This window comes from Arthrobacter sp. NQ4 (genome assembly GCF_029077345.1).
GTDB lineage: Bacteria > Actinomycetota > Actinomycetes > Actinomycetales > Micrococcaceae > Arthrobacter.
Genome location: NZ_JARETC010000015.1, coordinates 25335 through 41290, shown reverse-complemented (window position 1 = coordinate 41290; position 15956 = coordinate 25335). Strand labels below are relative to the sequence as shown.

Below are 15956 nucleotides of genomic sequence, written 5' to 3'. Positions count from 1 at the left end.
GGGTCATCGAAGGGCACGTCTCCGGGCGGGGAATCAGCTCCTGGCTTCCAGATCCACCGGCGTGGCTTCTGTGGCGTCCTTGAGCAGCACGTCCAGGAGGGTAACCGCGGCGGCCTTATCCAGCGGGTTGTTCTTGTTGCCGCATTTTGGGGACTGCACGCAGGACGGGCAGCCGGCATCGCACTCGCAGGCCTTGATGGCATCGCGGGTCGCTGCCAGCCAGACCATGGCTTTGTCGAATCCCCGTTCGGCAAAGCCGGCTCCGCCGGGGTGCCCGTCGTACACGAAAATGGTGGGCACCCCGGTATCGGCATGCAGGGCAGTGGAGACCCCGCCGATGTCCCACCGGTCGCTGGAGGCCACCAGCGGCAGAAGTCCGATCGCGGCGTGCTCCGCGGCATGCAGGGCGCCCGGGAACTGCGCTTCGATGAGGCCGGCCCCGGTCAGCGAACGGTTGTCCACCACGAACCACACCGCCTTGGTGAAGAGCTCCCGTGCACCGAGTTCCAGCGGCTCCTCGCCCAGGACCTCATTGGAGATCAGGGCCTTGCGCTGGAAAGAGACAACCTGGGTGGTGACCTTCACGTCGCCGAAGTGGACGGTCACGTCGCCCCACTGCATGGTCCGCAGGGTGTCCAGGACCTCGATCTGGGTTACGTCGCGTGCCGTCGTGTAGTAGTCGGGGTTGGCCCGGCGGACCATCACGCAGTGGTCGTCTTCATTCAGGTCCTCCACCACATAGGAGTCGCCCTGGTGGACATACACGGCCCCGGTGTGTGCCTGGTAGTGCGTCTGCGGCGAGTCCATGGTCCCCAGGAGGGAACCCGTCTCGGCGTCGACGATGCTGACCGGGCCCCCACCGTCTGCCCGCAGGTTGACCATCCCCGCCGCGCTTTGCGAGTGGGTCCAGAACCAGCCCGCGGGCCGCCGCCGGAGGTAGCCCTGGGCAACCAGCCGGTCCAGGAGCATTTCAGCGGTGGGCCCGAAGAGGTCCAGCTCGCCCGGCCCCAAGGGAAGCTCGGCGGCTGCCGCACACAGGTGCGGGCCCAGAACATAGGGGTTGGAAGGGTCGAAGACCGTCGCCTCCACCGACACGTCGAAGATGGCCTCGGGATGGTTCACCAGGAAAGTGTCCAGCGGGTCATCGCTGGCCACGAAGGCCGCAATGGCATCCTGGCCCGCCCGGCCGGCCCTGCCGATCTGCTGGAACAGCGATGCCCGCGTACCGGGCCAGCCGGCCACCAGGACGGCATCCAGGCCCGAGATGTCGATCCCGAGTTCCAACGCAGACGTGCTGGAAACACCCAGCAGCTGGCCTGAACGCAGCGCTTTCTCCACCGCCCGGCGTTCCTCCGGCAGGTACCCCGACCGGTAGGCGGCAACCCGCTGCGGGAGGCTGGGATCCACCTCGTCGAGGAGCCGCTTGGTAATCGCGGAGATGGTCTCGGCGCCGCGGCGGGACTTGATGAAGGCGATGGTGCGGACCCGGGCGGATACCAGATTGGCCAGCAGATCGGAGGTTTCGGCCACGGCCGTCCGCCGCTCCTTCGCGCCGTTCTCCCCTCTGACCTCGGTCAGCGCCGGTTCCCACAGCGCCACGGTGGTGGCCCCGTGCGGCGAGCAGTCGCGGGACACCGCCTTGACGGGGGCCCCGATGAGGCGGGAAAAGGAGACATCGGGCTCGGACGCGGTGGCGGAGGCAGCGATGAACACGGGCTCGGGGAACGCCGTTCCCGCACCGTAATAGGCGCAGATCCGGCGCAGCCGCCGCATCAGGTTGGCCACGTGTGAGCCAAACACGCCCCGGTAGCTGTGCGCCTCGTCCACGATGACGTAGCGAAGGCGGCGGAAGAAACCGGCCCACCACGCGTGGTTGGGAAGGATGCCAAAGTGCAGCATGTCGGGGTTGGCCAGGATGAAGTTGGCGTGGTCCCTGATCCACCGGCGGGCGGAGGGATCGGTATCGCCGTCGTAAGTTTCCGCCCGGACCGTGGGCAGCTTCAGGGCGCGGATGGCGTTCAGCTGGTCCGCCGCCAGCGCCTTGGTGGGGGAGAGGTAAAGGGTGACGGCGCCGTCGTCGTGAATCTTGCCCGGGTCCGCGAGCACGCGGAGTTCGGACCGGTGGATCGCATCCAACGCCGGCAGCTGGTACGCCAGGGACTTTCCGGACGCAGTGCCGGTAGCCACCACAACGTGCTGGCCCGAATGCGCTGCATCGGCCGCGTCAACCTGGTGCCGGTACGGCTCAAGGATGCCCAGCGTCCCGTACGCCGCAGCAATGTCCGGATGAACCCATTCAGGCCAGGGCGCGTGGACTGCCTCCCGCGCCGGTATGGTGCGGACATGACGCAGCTGTTCCGGTTCCGGGCCGCGGCCCAGCAAAGGAATCAGGGAGTCGTGGGGGTTCACCCCACCATTCTTCCACCCGTAACTGTGCCGCCCGCCCGAGGTTCGCCAACGGGGAAAACAAACGGCAGGCCCAGCTGAACCCGTTCAGCTCAGGGAGAGGTCCGCCCCGTCATGAGATGCCGAGAGCATCAGGACCCGGGCCACCGTGGTCCAGCCAAGATGGGAGTAGAGCTTCTGCCCGTCCAGGGACGCCAGCAGCAAACCGGCGCGGACATCGTGCCCGAAGGCCTGGGCCGCCAGCGCACGCATGATGAAACTGCCCAGGCCCCTGCGCTGGAACGCCGGCTCGGTGATGATCTTGTCGAACACTGCGGTGTCACCCACCACGAACACCCTGCCACTGGCCGCGAGGGCTTCTCCGGAGCGGACCTCGGCGTAATGCACGCCGTCCTGCTCGTACGTGGACAGGCTCAGGTCGTCGTCGGACAGCCAGGGGTCCTCGGCGTCCTGCGTCTCCATGTCCACGATCATCATCGTCTGCGAATCGGACGTGACGTTCAGCCCTTTACGGGCCGCCAGGGCGGCGTACCGTGAGGGGTCGTTGGTAAGAATGGTCAGTACCCGCGCCGGGGATTCCGCAGTCCTGGCCGCGAGGGCGGCGAACTCGTCATCGGTGGGTTCGGACGCGAAAATTTCCCACTCGCCGCTGGTGTCAGAGCGGAGCGCAGCGGGGAAACGGCCCTCCGTGGAGGTCCGGTAGCCGCGACATCCGGCCCAGCCGGCAACCCACACTTCGAGCAGGCCAGTGATGTCTTCAACCAGGGTTTCCGGGCTCATGGCAAGAACACTATTCCAGCCCGATCACAAGCAACAGGGGGTGCCGAAGTGCTTATGCAATTGTGATACGCCGGGCCGCCGCACGTGGACCCGGGCCGGCCCTGCAGCGCAGCCGCTGACCTTAAAGCAGCCGGTACCCTTAAATACGTGGCTTTGAACAAGATTGTGCTCTTTTACGGCTTTACCCCCATAGCTGACCCGGACGCCGTCCGCCTCTGGCAGCGTGCCCTGTGCGAAAAGCTGGGACTGACCGGCCGCATCCTCATTTCCAAGGACGGCATCAATGCCACGGTGGGCGGGGAAATCGGCGCCGTCAAACAGTACGTCAAGACCACCCGCGAGTACTCCGGGTTCCGGGGAATCGACGTCAAATGGTCCGACGGCGGCGCGGCGGACTTCCCCCGGCTCAGCGTGAAGGTGCGGGACGAGATTGTCTCCTTCGGCGCGCCCGGCGAACTCAAGGTCGACGCCGGTGGCGTGGTGGGCGGCGGAAAACACCTCAAGCCGGAGGAGCTCCACGAGCTCGTGGAAGCCAGGAAACAGGAAGGCGGGGACGTGGTGTTCTTCGACGGCCGGAACGCCTTCGAAGCGCAGATTGGCCGGTTCAAGGACGCGGTGGTACCGGATGTCGCCACCACCCATGACTTCATCAAGGAGCTGGAGTCCGGCAAATACGACTCTCTGAAGGACAAGCCCGTGGTGACCTACTGCACCGGAGGCATCCGCTGCGAGGTGCTCTCCAGCCTGATGGTGAACCGCGGCTTCAAAGAGGTGTACCAGCTCGACGGCGGGATCGTCCGGTACGGCGAAGCCTTCAAGGACCAGGGGCTCTGGGAGGGCTCGCTGTACGTCTTTGACAAGCGCATGCACCTGGAATTCAGCGAGGACGCCAAGACCATCGGCCAGTGCGCCCGCTGCTCGGCGCCCACCAGCAAATTCGAGAACTGCTCCAACCCGAGCTGCCGCACCCTCACGCTGTACTGCGCCGAGTGCGCCGCCAGCCCGGAGACGCTCCGCTGCCCGGACGGCTGCGCGGCGGCCTGAGCCCCACCGCAACCGGGCTGGGGGAGCGTGATGCCCGCCCGTCGTCCCGGTTTAGAGCCTGTGCACCCGGAACGCGTAGTTCGCCGCGGTCCTCGCCTCCACCCGGACCGTGAGGACACTGTCCGTTGACAGGTAAATGACGTTCTCGCGGTTGATGCCGCACCGGAGGGCAAGGTCCACCAAGGTGAGGGTCTCGGTGCGGACCGTGAAGGTCACCCGGCGCTGGCTGCGGCAGGCGATGGACAAAATATAGGTCCCGGTGTCCAGCACCGGCGACGCGACCAGCCGGTCCTCCCCGGCAGCCAGGAGCCCGGCGTCGGCCTGGACCACGGGACCGGTGGTACCCGGAAGGGCCCGGGACACCCAGTCACCCAGCTCCGCCGCGCCCACCGGATCCTGCTGCAGCGGGTCGCGGGTAAACGCAGGCGCCGGGGCAGCAGTCCCGGTGCCCTGCGCGCTGCCGGCCCTGCCGTCGTCGTACGTATATTCGCAGCCGGCCAGTGCACCTGCCGCAAGCACCAGTCCAAGGGCGACGGCGGCTCCCGGCTTCGGTGCCAGAAGCGCCCGTGCTGTCCCTTCGGGAAGGGGCGCGGAGATTCCCCGCACGCTGGGCATAGTCAGACTCTAAGCCCGCAGCGGGCGGCGGGCCAGAGCCGGAAGAGGGCTTATTTCGCCGGTGCCAGCTGGTAGGCGTAGAGCAGCGGAGCGTCCACGCTGGAACTGCTGATTTCGACCCGTCCGGTGGCGGACAGCGTTATTTTGGTGGTTTCCTGCCGGCCGTTGCAGGCTGCTCCTGCTTCCGTCACGGCTTTGCCGTCCAGGGACACGGCGAAGAAGGCTTTGCCGGTCCCTTCGCACACCGCCGTGAGTACATAGCTGCCGGCGGGCACCCTGGCGGCCTCCTGCACAATGCGGTTCCGGTTGAGGATCTTCCCCGAATCCTGGAGCACAACACCCGCCGGCGTAGAGGGCAGGGCGGTGGCCCGCCACTTGGGAACATCCGCATTCTCCACCGAGTTCACGGGTGAACACCCCGCCACGGTTAGGCAGAGAGCCGCGGCCACCACCGTCACCGGCAGCGAACGGCGGACCACAGCGGCCGCCGTGCGGGCGCGCGGAAGGAGGGGAAGGCGGGAAGGCATGTGACCACCGTACCCCGCAGCCACGCCGGACTAAACTTGAGCGATGCCTGGATCCCCTTATGAGTTCACCGCCGGAAACACCGCCGACGCTCCCCGCAGCGACCTCCCCGCGCTGCTTTCCACCCTCGCCGCGGACCTGCGCGGGCTGGACTACACGCTTGACGGCGTGGCACGGCTGCTGGGCCCGGCGGCCTCGGCCGCGCTGAACAGGGACCAGATCATCCCCGCGGTGCTCGCTGTTGAGCATGCTGTGCGGGCCGACAACGGCACGGCGCCGCTGGCCGCCGTCGTCCGCTTGTGGCTCCTCGCAGAGCCGCAGGAAAAGGAAACGCTCGACGCCGCACTGCCGGGCACCGGGGCCGACGGTCTCCTTGAACTGGGGCTGGTGCAGCCCGTCCCCGGCTCCGGGTTCCTTACGGCGAAAGCTGACCTCCGGCCGTACGGCTGGGACAAGAATGAGGACGGCAGCGGCGGCGCGGAGCTCTGGGTGGCCAGCGATCTCGCCGCCCACCAGCAGGCCGGGGTGCTCCGGCATGACCACGTCCTGGGCATCGGGCAGGCATCCACCACCCTGGTGCAGACCACCATCCGCCGCCACACCGAGCGCGCGCTGGACCTGGGGACAGGGTGCGGCATCCAGGCCTTCCACCTGCTGCACCACTGCCAGCATGTGACCGCCACCGACATCTCCGAACGTGCCCTGGCGTACGCGCGGTTCAACATCCTGCTCAACGCGGAGGCGCTGTCCGTCGACCCGGACCACCTCGAAGGCCGGGTCAGCCTCCGACTGGGTTCGCTCCTGGAGCCGGTGGCCGGGGAGCAGTTCGGCCTGGTGGTCTCCAACCCGCCGTTCGTCATCACCCCGCGCCGTGCCGGCGAGGACGCGGCGGACCAGTTCACCTACCGCGACGGCGGCCTCCCGGGCGACGGGATCGTGGCCTCCCTGGTGGCGGGCCTGCCCGACGTTTTGGCGCCCGGCGGTTGGGCCCAGATGCTGGGCAACTGGGAAGTCGCCGCCGGCAGCAGCTGGGAGGAGCGGCCAAAATCCTGGGTGCGGCAGGGCACGGACGCCTGGTTCATCCAGCGTGAAGAGGTCAGCCCGGAACAGTACGCCGAAACCTGGCTCCGGGACGCCTCGGAGTCCCGGGACCGGCAGCACTACCGGGAGTCTTATGCCCAGTACCTTGCCGATTTCGGGTCCCGGGATGTTGCCGGCATCGGCTTCGGCATGGTCTGGCTGCGCCGCCCCGCTGACGGCCGCGCTGCCGCCATCAGCCGCTTCGAGGAAATCACGTACCCCATCGAGCAGCCCATCGGCCCCCACCTGGGTGCCGCCGTCGAACGCGCCGACTGGCTCGCCGCGCATGACCTTGCGGCCACGCACCTGCTCGTGGCGGAGGACGTCACCGAGGAGCGCCACCAGCGCCCGGGCGCCGAACACCCCGGCGTGATCCTGCTCCGGCAGGGTGCCGGGCTGCGCCGCACCAATCTGATGAGCACGGAGCTGGCAGGCTTCGTGTCCGCCTGCGACGGCGACCTCGCCGCCGGGCAGATCGCCGGGGCTTTGGAGGCCCTCCTGGGCGGCGGGGAGGGGTTCGACGCCGGGACTTTCCAGGGTGCGCTGCTCGCCGACGTGGCCAACCTGGTCCGTGACGGCTTCCTGGTCCCGGCCGGAAATCCCGCCTTGGAATAAGCCCCCTCAAGCCCTCAACAGAGCCCCGTCTTTTCCACATGAATGCGCACGATTCCCCAAAATATGGTGAACTAGGCGAACATGGGCTCATCTGCCCCAGCAACCTTTTTCTGTAGGAGCACCGTGCCAAGCAAGGCCAAAACCGGCAAGAAACTCGTGATTGTGGAGTCTCCGGCCAAGAGCAAGACCATCGCCAAGTACCTCGGCGAGGGCTTCATCGTAGAGGCCTCCATTGGTCACATCCGGGACCTGCCGCAGCCGTCCGAACTCCCTGCCGAGCTGAAGAAAACCTCCGTCGGCAAGTTCGCCGTCGACATCGAGCACGACTTCAAGCCCTACTACGTGGTGTCCCCGGACAAGAAGAAAAAGGTCACCGAGCTCAAAGCCGCGCTCAAGGACGCCGACGAACTCTATCTCGCAACCGATGGGGACCGCGAGGGCGAGGCCATCGCGTGGCACCTGCTGGAAGTACTCAAGCCCAAGGTCCCGGTGTACCGGATGACGTTCGGCGAAATCACCAAGGAAGCCATCCAGCGCGCCATGGGCAACCTGCGCGACGTGGACCAGGACCTGGTGGACGCCCAGGAAACCCGCCGCGTCCTGGACCGCCTCTACGGCTACGAAATCTCACCCGTCCTCTGGCGCAAGGTGGCCCGCGGCCTGTCCGCCGGACGCGTGCAGTCCGTGGTCACCCGCATGGTGGTGGACCGCGAACGCGAACGCATGGCCTTCAAGGCTGCCTCCTACTGGGACCTGACCGGCCAGTTCGGCGCCGAGTCCGGCTCGTTCAAGGCCAAGCTGGCCGCCGTGGACGGCGCCAAGGTGGCCACGGGCCGCGACTTCAATGACAACGGCGAGCTCACGTCCCGGAACGTGGCCCACCTCAACGAGGAACTGGCAACGTCCCTGGCGGCAGGCCTCCAGAACGCCGACTTCCGCGTCCGCTCGGTGGACACCAAGCCGTACACGCGCCGTCCCGCCGCACCGTTCACCACCTCCACGCTGCAGCAGGAGGCCGGCCGCAAGCTGCGCTTCTCCTCCAAGAGCACCATGCAGATCGCCCAGCGGCTGTACGAAAACGGCTACATCACCTATATGCGTACGGACTCGTCCGCGTTGAGCGATGAGGCCATCACGGCAGCCCGCCGCCAGGCCTCCGAACTGTACGGCCCCGAATACATTCCGCAGTCGCCGCGCGTCTACTCCAACAAGGCCGCCAACGCCCAGGAAGCGCACGAGGCCATCCGCCCCGCCGGTGACTCCTTCCGCACGCCTGCCCAGGTCGCCAAGCAGCTCTCCGGCGACGAGTTCCGCCTGTACGAGCTCATCTGGAAGCGTACGGTCGCCTCCCAGATGGGCGACGCCAAGGGTTCAACGGCCACCATCCGCCTGGGTGCCGTCTCCGCAGATGGCCGGGACGCGGAATTCTCCGCCTCCGGCACCGTGATAACGTTCCCCGGCTTCCTCGCCGCCTACGAGGAAGGCAAGGACGAGACCCGCGGCGACGACGACTCCGACGAAGCACGCCGGCTGCCCAATGTGGCCAAGGATGACTCCCTGACGGCCGCGGACATCCAGGCCGTGGGCCACGAGACGTCCCCGCCGCCGCGCTACACGGAAGCATCGCTGACCGCGGAGCTGGAGAAGAAGGGCATCGGCCGCCCGTCCACCTATGCCTCCACCATCTCCACCATCCAGGACCGCGGCTACGTCCGGAAGCAGGGTTCAGCCCTGGTGCCCAGCTGGATCGCCTTCTCCGTCATCCGGCTCCTCGAGCAGCATTTCTCCGACTACGTGGATTACGAGTTCACCGCCGACATGGAAGGCGACCTGGACAAGATCGCCAACGGACAGGAAGCCGGCGCCTCATGGCTGCGGCACTTCTACTTCGGCGAGGATTCCGATCCGGGCCTGCTGAGCATCGTCAACAACCTGGGCGAGATCGATGCCCGGGAAATCAACTCGATCCCAATCACCGACGAGATCACGCTCCGGGTGGGCAAGTTCGGTCCCTACCTGGAAAGCTCTGCCGCCGTGGTGGACCCGAAGACGGGCGAGATTGTGGAATCGGCGCGCGCCAACGTGCCCGAGGACCTGGCTCCGGATGAGCTGACCGCGGCCAAGGCCATCGAGCTGATGGAGACGGCGGCCCCGGAAGAACGCGTGCTCGGCGCCGATCCGCATACGGGACACACCGTGGTGGCCAAGAACGGCCGTTACGGCGCCTACGTCACCGAGATCATCCCTGAGATGACCGACGAGGAACTGGCCAACCAGCCGGTGGAGTACTACAAGAACGGCAAGCCCAAGCCGCCGAAGAAGCCCGTCAAGGCAAAGCCCCGCACGGGGTCGCTCTTCAAGTCGATGACCGTGGAGTCCGTCACCCTGGACGAGGCGCTCCAGCTCATGAGCCTGCCCCGGGCACTGGGGGAGGACGCCGAAGGCAACCTCATCACGGTGCAGAACGGCCGGTTCGGGCCCTACCTGAAGAAGGGGACTGACTCCCGCTCCATTGGTTCCGAAGAGGAAATCTTCACCATCACCCTGGAACAGGCCCTGGAGATCTACTCGCAGCCCAAGCAGCGCGGCGCCCGTGCCGCGGTGCCGCCGCTGGCGGAGTTCGGCCCGGACCCGGTATCCGAGAAGAACATCGTGGTGAAGGAGGGCCGGTTCGGGCCCTACATCACCGACGGCATCACCAACATCACGGTTCCCCGTGCCACCTCGCTGGAGGAACTCACACGGGAACAGGCCGTGGAGTTGCTGGCAGAGAAGCGCGCCAAGGGCCCGGTCAAGCGGACCGCCACCCGCAAGGCGCCCGCGAAGAAGAAGGCAACGGCCAAGAAGTAGGCGTGTGGCCGGCGCGTTTGCGCCGGCCACCGTATCGTGATCGGCTAGGGGAATGACTGAACAGCCCGCGCACACGGATCTCCAGCCGCTCAACGACCTCGAGGAGAAGCTCGCCACCGGCGGACAGCCCGACGCCGACCCGGTGGACGTCATCCTGTCCTTCCTCAACAGCGAGGTCTACATCATCAGCTCGGACACGGTTGAGGGCATCGACTCCCAGGTGGAGCCCCTGGTCCTTGCCAACGCCGACGGCGACCCCGTCCTTGCCGTTTTCTCGCACCCCAGCCGGGTGGACCAGCAGTACCTGGAAGCCGCCCCCAACGTCCTGGGCACGCAGGGCGCTGCCATCATCGCCAATATCGGCGATGAGCTGGGCATGGTGATCAACCCCGGCGCAGCCTACGGTTTCGAGATCAACCCCGAGGGCGTCGCCAACATCCGGCGCGACTTCAAGCGCGCCGACGAGCAATAATGTCCCCATGCGTCTAGGCGTCCTCGACATTGGTTCCAATACTGTCCATCTGCTCCTGGTGGATGCCCACCCGGGCGCGCAGCCGGTCCCGTTCGCGTCCCATAAGCGGCCGCTGTCCCTGGTGCAGTACCTGGAACCGGATGGCAGCATCAGCGACGAGGGCCAGCACGAGCTGACCGAGTTCGTGCTGGAAGCCTGGGAATTCGCGGCGCGCCACAAGGCCGAGGACCTGCTGGCGTTCTGTACCTCGGCCATCCGCGAGGCCACCAACGGCCCAGCCGTCCTGGCCCGGGTCAAGCACGAAACCACGGTGACCCTCCAGGAACTCACCGGCAGCGAAGAGGCGTCCATGACCTTCTTCGCTGTACGGCGCTGGCATGGGTGGGGAGCCGGTCCCATCCTGAACCTGGACATCGGCGGCGGCTCGTTTGAAATGGCCTTTGGCCAGGACGAACTTCCGGAAGTAGCCACCTCGGTGCCGCTGGGCGCCAGCCGGCTCACCAGGGACTGGCTCGCCGAGGATCCACCGTCGGCCAAAAGCGTCAAGGAACTGCGGCGGTACATCAGGGCCACGCTCAAACCTGCCGTCCGCGCATTCGACGGCCTGGGCCGGGCAAACGTGGTGGCCGGAACCTCCAAGACCTTCCGCTCCCTGGCCCGGATCGCCGGTGCCGCCCCCAGTGCGGAAGGACCCTACGTTAAGAGGGAACTGCACGCCTCGGACCTGGGCATCTGGACCCAGCGGATCTCGGCCATGAGTTCGGAAGACAGGCTGCACCTTCCCGGTGTTTCCGAGGCGCGCGCCCATCAGCTCCTTGCCGGCGCTCTGGTGGCCGAGGCAGCCCTGGAAATGTTCAAGTTCAAGAAGCTCCGCATTTGCCCCTGGGCGCTCCGCGAAGGGCTCATCCTGCGGCGCCTGGACCAGCTGGTCTTTGCCGGACCTCTGGAGCCGGCGCCCCATGTTGCCGCTTCCCGGCCGGTGGACGCAGGAGTCTAGCCACAGGCGTCCAGCCTGCTTCGCAGCAGGTTCATTAAAAGCGGAAGCACCGGGGCCGGCAACAGGAAAATGGGGGAAAACCTGCTGCCGTGCCACCGGTGCCCTTGGCAGGCATCCCCATGCCTGCCGCATCACTCGCACCCTCAATGAGGTAATAACTACGTTAGGACCCCAAGTTGTGTGCTGCCTGCGCTGAAGATGGGAGTTGCCTGTGAATGCCTCGCAACTGCAATGATGGAGGCATGAGCAACCGAATCGCATTCCTTGGCTGTGGATCCATGAACGAAGCCATTCTTGGCGGCCTGCTGGAGGCGGGGAAGGACCCGGGGGATGTGGTGGCCACGGTCCGCCGCGCCGGTCGCGCCGCGGAACTGGCCGAGCGGTACCACGGGATCACCGCCATCGCCGGCGAGGAAGAACCTGACAACAACAAACAGGCCGCCAAGGGATCTGCCGTAGTCATACTTGGCGTCAAGCCCGTGGGCATCGCGGACCTGGCAAAAGAAATCAGCCCGGCCCTTTCGCCCGACACTGTGGTGGTCAGTGTGGCTGCGGCCGTGTCCATCGCCCAGCTGGAGGCTGCACTCCCCGCGGGGCAGCCGGTGATCCGGACCATGCCCAACACTCCCGCGAAGCTGGGCCGCGGTGTCGTCTCGGTCTCGCCGGGCACGCACTGCACCCCGGAGCAGCTCCAGATGGTCAAAGACATGCTGCAGGGCGCAGGAACCGTGGTTGAGGTCCCCGAGGAGCAGGTGGATGCGCTCTCGGCCATCAGCGGCTCCGGTCCTGCCTACGCGTTCTACCTTGCCGAGGCCATGGCGTCCGCAGGGGAAGAGCTGGGCCTGGACCGGGAGCTGTCCCTCCTGCTGGCGCGCGAAACAGTGGCCGGCGCCGGCCTCATGCTGGCCGAGCCCGGGGCAGATCCCGCAGCGCTGCGCAAGGCCGTCACCAGCCCCAACGGCACCACCGAACGCGCCATTGCCACCTTTGACGAACAGGGCATCCCCGCGATCATTGCCGCCGGCGCCCGTGCCGCCGCCGACCGGGCAGCGGAGATCACCAGGCAGCTCGGCTGATTCCCAGGCGTGGCCCGGCTACGGCCGGGCCGCGAACCTCTCCAGCAGGTCCACGTGGCCGGAGACGATGAGCATGTCCCGGGAGGACACCTTGGTCTCGGGCCGGGCGTACGTGAAGTCCTCACCCGGGGACTTCACGCCCACGATGGTCACGCCGTACTTGGAGCGGACCTTTGACTCGTCCAGGGTGAAGCCCACGGTCTCCCGCGGCGGGTACATCTTCACGATGGCAAAGTCGTCGTCGAACTCGATGAAGTCCAGCATGCGCCCGGAGACCAGGTGCGCGGCGCGGACTCCGGCGTCGGCCTCGGGGTAGATGACGTGGTTCGCGCCGATCCGGGTCAGGATCTTGCCGTGCGACGGAGTGATGGCCTTGACCCAGAGGTGCTCTATGCCCAGGTCCACCAGGTTCACGGTAATCAGAACCGAGGACTCAATGGAGGTGCCCACGCCCACGACGGCGGAGCTGAACTCCTGGGCGCCCAGCTGGCGGAGTGCGTCGATGTTGGTGGCATCAGCCTCCACCACATGGGTCAGGAGGGGTGCCCATTTCTGCACCAGGTTCCGGTCCCGTTCAATGGCGAGCACTTCCCGGCCCTGCTTGACCAGCTGCTCCGCGGTGGATGATCCGAAGCGGCCCAGCCCGATGACCAGTACCGGAGCATTGTGGGCGGGGCGCCGGGGGGCGTCTGTGGAACTAGCCAATGATCGGCCTCTCTTCGGGGTAGTGGTACAGCTGGCTGCGCTGGCGCAGGGCCAGTGCAGCGGCGAGGGTCACGGTGCCCACGCGGCCGGCGAACATGAGGGCTGTCAGTACGTAGACGCCCTCGGGCGGAACCTCCGCGCTGAGGCCGGTGCTCAGGCCCACCGTGGCGAAGGCCGAAATCGTCTCAAACAGTACCCGGTCCAGTGATGCGCCGCTGAATTGCAGGAGCAGGAAGGCGGAGACGGAAACAAGCGTGGCGCCGGCAACGATCACGGAGATGGCCACCCGCATGGTGCCCTGCGGGATGGTCCGGCCGTACACCTTAACGTCGGCGTCGCCGCGGGCTTCGGCAACGATGGCCAGGAACATCACGGCGATGGTGGTCACCTTGATGCCGCCCGCCGTCGACGCCGACCCGCCGCCTGCGAACATCAGCGCGTCAGTCAGCAGCTTGGTGGTGGATTCCATGTGATTCTGGTCCACCAGGTTGAATCCACCCGAACGCGTCATGACCGAGGCAAAAAGGGAATGGGTGATCTTGTCGCCGATGGCCATCGGCCCGATGGTCCGGGCGTTGTCCCACTCCATCAGGGCCCACAGGAGTGTGCCCGCGGCAAGCAGGATGAGGGAGACCTGGATGGTGAGCTTGGTGTGGAGGTTCCACTTCTTCCAGTTCAGGCCGTTCTGCTGCAGGACCATCACCACCGGGAACCCCAGGCTGCCCAGGAAGACCCCCACCATGAGGGGGATCAGGATCCACAGGTCCGTCTCGTAGGGCACGATGCCGTCCGAGTGCGGCGTGAAGCCGGCGTTGTTGAACGACGAAATGGAATAGAAGACGCCGTGCCAGACAGACTGCCAGAACGGTTCGCCCAGGGTGAGGAACCGCGGGACCAGGGCGAGCGCCAGGGTGCCCTCGATGACTACGGAAGTGGTGATGACGATCCGCAGCAGCGTGCCCACTTCGCCCAGGCGGCCGGCGTTGTTCATGGATTCCGCGGCAATGATCTTGCCGCGCACACCCAGCCGCTTGCTCACCATGAGCGCCAGCAGCGATGCCAGCGTCAACGTGCCCAAGCCGCCGATGAAGATGCCCACCAGGATTACCAGTTGGCCAAAGAAGGACCAGTGGATCGCCGTCGAAACCACCGTGAGCCCCGTGACGCACACGGCTGAGACGGCCGTGAACAGCGCCTGGTGGATGGGGGTGGGTGTTCCGTCAGCCGACGATACGGGCAGGGACAGCAGGAAGGTGAATACCGTGCACACAGCGGCGAACGCGGTCAGTGCCAGCCGTGCGGGGGAGGTGTTGGCGATGTCGTCAATGAAGTCGCGCAGCCGCGTGAAGATCCAGAGGCCCTCCCGCTCCTGCGCCGGGGGGTGCCAGGGGGCCGGAGTCCGGGGCCTCGACTGGCTTTGCGTCATGTGTGGGTTTTCCTCGGTTGAAACGGCTTCCTTCAGTAGTAAACCACTAAAGCCCGCGCCATGGCCGGGCCGGCGGCAGCGCGGGCTCGGGTAGCCTGTGATTGATGACATACCTGCCCGGACTCAGCCAGCCCGCGCCGCCAACGATGGTGGCGTGGAGTCCTGACATGACAGCTTACAACTTTGGGCCCGGCCACCCCATGGCGCCCGAGCGTATGGACCTGACCGCGCGCCTGTCCCGCAGCCTGGGGCTCTTCGACCTGGACCACGTTGACCTTGCAGCCCCGGAGGTCGCATCGGACGCGGAACTGGAGTCCGTCCACTCCGCTGATTACGTTGCAGCAGTCCGCCGGGTCAGTACGGACCCTTCCCGGCCGGACGAGTCGCGCGGGCTGGGAACCGAGGACGATCCGGCATTCGCGGGCATGCACGAGGCCGCGGCGCGCCTGGCCGGCGGTTCGCTGCTGGCGGCCCAGCGCGTGCTGGATGGTTCGGCTGTCCACGCGGTGAACTTCGGCGGCGGCATGCACCACGCCGCCCGGGAGCGCGCCAGCGGATTCTGCATCTACAACGACGCCGCCCTTGCCGTGCAGAAACTGCTCGACGGCGGGGTGGGCAAGGTGGCCTATATCGACGTCGACGCGCACCACGGCGACGGCACGCAGAACATCTTCTGGGACGATCCCCGGGTCCTGACGATCTCGCTGCACGAGACGGGGCTGACCCTCTTTCCTGGCACGGGCTTCGCCAACGAGGTGGGCGGCCCCGTGGCGGAGGGGACGGCCGTGAACGTCGCCCTGCCTGCAGGAACGTCCGACGCCGGCTGGCTTCGCGCCTTCTACGCCGTGGTGCCGCAACTGGTGGGTGCCTTCGAACCCGGGGTGATCGTGAGCCAGCACGGCTGCGACTCGCACCGCAGCGACCCCCTCACGCACCTCAACCTCAGCGTGGACGGCCAGCGCGAGGCAGCGAACGCCGTCGGGCACTTGGCCGAAAGGTACTGCGGCGGCCGCTGGATCGCTACCGGCGGCGGAGGCTACAACGTGCTGGATGTGGTGCCACGGGCCTGGAGCCACCTGGTGGCCATCGCCGCGGGGCGGCCGGTACCGCTGCGGACCCCCGTGCCGGCGGACTGGCGTCAGTACGTGATGGAGAAGTTCGGCAGGGAAGCGCCCGCCCTGATGGGGGATGACGTGGAGCTCTGGTGGCGGTCCTGGGAGGTGGGCTTCGACCCCAATGACGCCGTGGACCGCACCGTCATGGCCACCCGCAAGGCAGTGTTCCCGCTGCACGGACTGGATCCCTGGTTCGACTAGTCAAGCCGGAACTTCGCGCCGCCGAAATAGTTGATGCCTTTAGACGTAT

The 15956-nt window shown here is 66.9% G+C and carries 13 protein-coding genes; 7 read left to right on the top strand and 6 right to left on the bottom strand.

Translation table 11 applies throughout. The annotated features are described in order from the left end of the window. Positions 1 to 33 precede the first annotated feature (33 nt). Both PUN51_RS18825 and PUN51_RS18820 read right to left on the bottom strand, forming a co-directional pair. Positions 34 to 2409, bottom strand: coding sequence for a DEAD/DEAH box helicase (locus PUN51_RS18825; protein WP_224027019.1), 2376 nt, complete (start codon positions 2407 to 2409; stop codon positions 34 to 36). Between the two features lie 84 nt (positions 2410 to 2493). Further along, entirely contained in the window at positions 2494 to 3186 is a 693-nt protein-coding gene (locus PUN51_RS18820) for a GNAT family N-acetyltransferase (protein WP_224027018.1), read from the bottom strand. Positions 3187 to 3333: 147 nt separating this feature from the next. Here PUN51_RS18820 and trhO point away from each other — a divergent pair, with 147 nt between their 5' ends. Continuing rightward, entirely contained in the window at positions 3334 to 4230 is an 897-nt protein-coding gene (gene trhO, locus PUN51_RS18815; RefSeq protein WP_159630737.1) for an oxygen-dependent tRNA uridine(34) hydroxylase TrhO, read from the top strand. Between the two features lie 51 nt (positions 4231 to 4281). Here trhO and PUN51_RS18810 read toward each other — a convergent pair whose 3' ends face one another. Together PUN51_RS18810 and PUN51_RS18805 are read right to left on the bottom strand one after the other, a co-directional pair. Next, positions 4282 to 4845: a hypothetical protein gene (locus PUN51_RS18810; RefSeq protein ID WP_224027016.1), complete on the bottom strand. Its 564-nt coding sequence runs from the start codon at positions 4843 to 4845 to the stop codon at positions 4282 to 4284. A gap of 50 nt (positions 4846 to 4895) precedes the next feature. Next, positions 4896 to 5372, bottom strand: a complete 477-nt coding sequence (locus PUN51_RS18805) for a hypothetical protein (RefSeq protein ID WP_275182133.1) — start codon at positions 5370 to 5372, stop codon at positions 4896 to 4898. Between the two features lie 43 nt (positions 5373 to 5415). Here PUN51_RS18805 and PUN51_RS18800 point away from each other — a divergent pair, with 43 nt between their 5' ends. The 5 genes from PUN51_RS18800 to proC all read left to right on the top strand — a co-directional run bounded on the left by PUN51_RS18800 (position 5416) and on the right by proC (position 12460). Then, the gene (locus tag PUN51_RS18800) at positions 5416 to 7065 is read left to right on the top strand and encodes a DUF7059 domain-containing protein (protein ID WP_275182132.1); all 1650 of its coding nucleotides are present in this window, start codon (positions 5416 to 5418) and stop codon (positions 7063 to 7065) included. 123 nt (positions 7066 to 7188) lie between these two features. Continuing rightward, on the top strand, positions 7189 to 9915 hold the full coding sequence (topA, locus tag PUN51_RS18795) for a type I DNA topoisomerase (protein ID WP_159630743.1): 2727 nt from the start codon (positions 7189 to 7191) through the stop codon (positions 9913 to 9915). Positions 9916 to 9967: 52 nt separating this feature from the next. Further along, positions 9968 to 10387 (top strand): SseB family protein, encoded by a 420-nt coding sequence (locus PUN51_RS18790; protein WP_159630745.1) that lies wholly within the window; start codon positions 9968 to 9970, stop codon positions 10385 to 10387. A 7-nt stretch (positions 10388 to 10394) separates the two neighbouring features. Next, positions 10395 to 11384 (top strand): Ppx/GppA phosphatase family protein, encoded by a 990-nt coding sequence (locus PUN51_RS18785; RefSeq protein ID WP_275182131.1) that lies wholly within the window; start codon positions 10395 to 10397, stop codon positions 11382 to 11384. 242 nt (positions 11385 to 11626) lie between these two features. Then, entirely contained in the window at positions 11627 to 12460 is an 834-nt protein-coding gene (gene proC, locus PUN51_RS18780) for a pyrroline-5-carboxylate reductase (RefSeq protein ID WP_159630749.1), read from the top strand. Positions 12461 to 12478: 18 nt separating this feature from the next. On the opposite strand, the gene PUN51_RS18775 is transcribed toward proC, so the two are convergent. Continuing rightward, positions 12479 to 13165: a potassium channel family protein gene (locus tag PUN51_RS18775; protein WP_026265713.1), complete on the bottom strand. Its 687-nt coding sequence runs from the start codon at positions 13163 to 13165 to the stop codon at positions 12479 to 12481. Continuing rightward, entirely contained in the window at positions 13158 to 14591 is a 1434-nt protein-coding gene (locus PUN51_RS18770) for a TrkH family potassium uptake protein (RefSeq protein WP_275182124.1), read from the bottom strand. The genes PUN51_RS18775 and PUN51_RS18770 overlap by 8 nt, the downstream gene beginning before the upstream one ends. Positions 14592 to 14695: 104 nt before the next feature. Here PUN51_RS18770 and PUN51_RS18765 point away from each other — a divergent pair, with 104 nt between their 5' ends. Beyond that, positions 14696 to 15907, top strand: a complete 1212-nt coding sequence (locus tag PUN51_RS18765; RefSeq protein ID WP_224027013.1) for an acetoin utilization protein AcuC — start codon at positions 14696 to 14698, stop codon at positions 15905 to 15907. Positions 15908 to 15956 lie beyond the last annotated feature (49 nt).

Excerpts from the sequence above, each read along its gene's own strand:
- PUN51_RS18785 (WP_275182131.1), top strand. The coding sequence starts at position 10,395 with ATGCGTCTAGGCGTCCTCGACATTGGTTCCAATACTGTCCATCTGCTC.
- PUN51_RS18820 (WP_224027018.1), bottom strand. The coding sequence starts at position 3,186 with ATGAGCCCGGAAACCCTGGTTGAAGACATCACTGGCCTGCTCGAAGTG.
- PUN51_RS18770 (WP_275182124.1), bottom strand. The coding sequence starts at position 14,591 with ATGACGCAAAGCCAGTCGAGGCCCCGGACTCCGGCCCCCTGGCACCCC.
- PUN51_RS18800 (WP_275182132.1), top strand. The coding sequence starts at position 5,416 with ATGCCTGGATCCCCTTATGAGTTCACCGCCGGAAACACCGCCGACGCT.
- PUN51_RS18810 (WP_224027016.1), bottom strand. The coding sequence starts at position 4,845 with ATGCCCAGCGTGCGGGGAATCTCCGCGCCCCTTCCCGAAGGGACAGCA.
- PUN51_RS18790 (WP_159630745.1), top strand. The coding sequence starts at position 9,968 with ATGACTGAACAGCCCGCGCACACGGATCTCCAGCCGCTCAACGACCTC.
- PUN51_RS18805 (WP_275182133.1), bottom strand. The coding sequence starts at position 5,372 with ATGCCTTCCCGCCTTCCCCTCCTTCCGCGCGCCCGCACGGCGGCCGCT.
- PUN51_RS18765 (WP_224027013.1), top strand. The coding sequence starts at position 14,696 with ATGACATACCTGCCCGGACTCAGCCAGCCCGCGCCGCCAACGATGGTG.
- proC (WP_159630749.1), top strand. The coding sequence starts at position 11,627 with ATGAGCAACCGAATCGCATTCCTTGGCTGTGGATCCATGAACGAAGCC.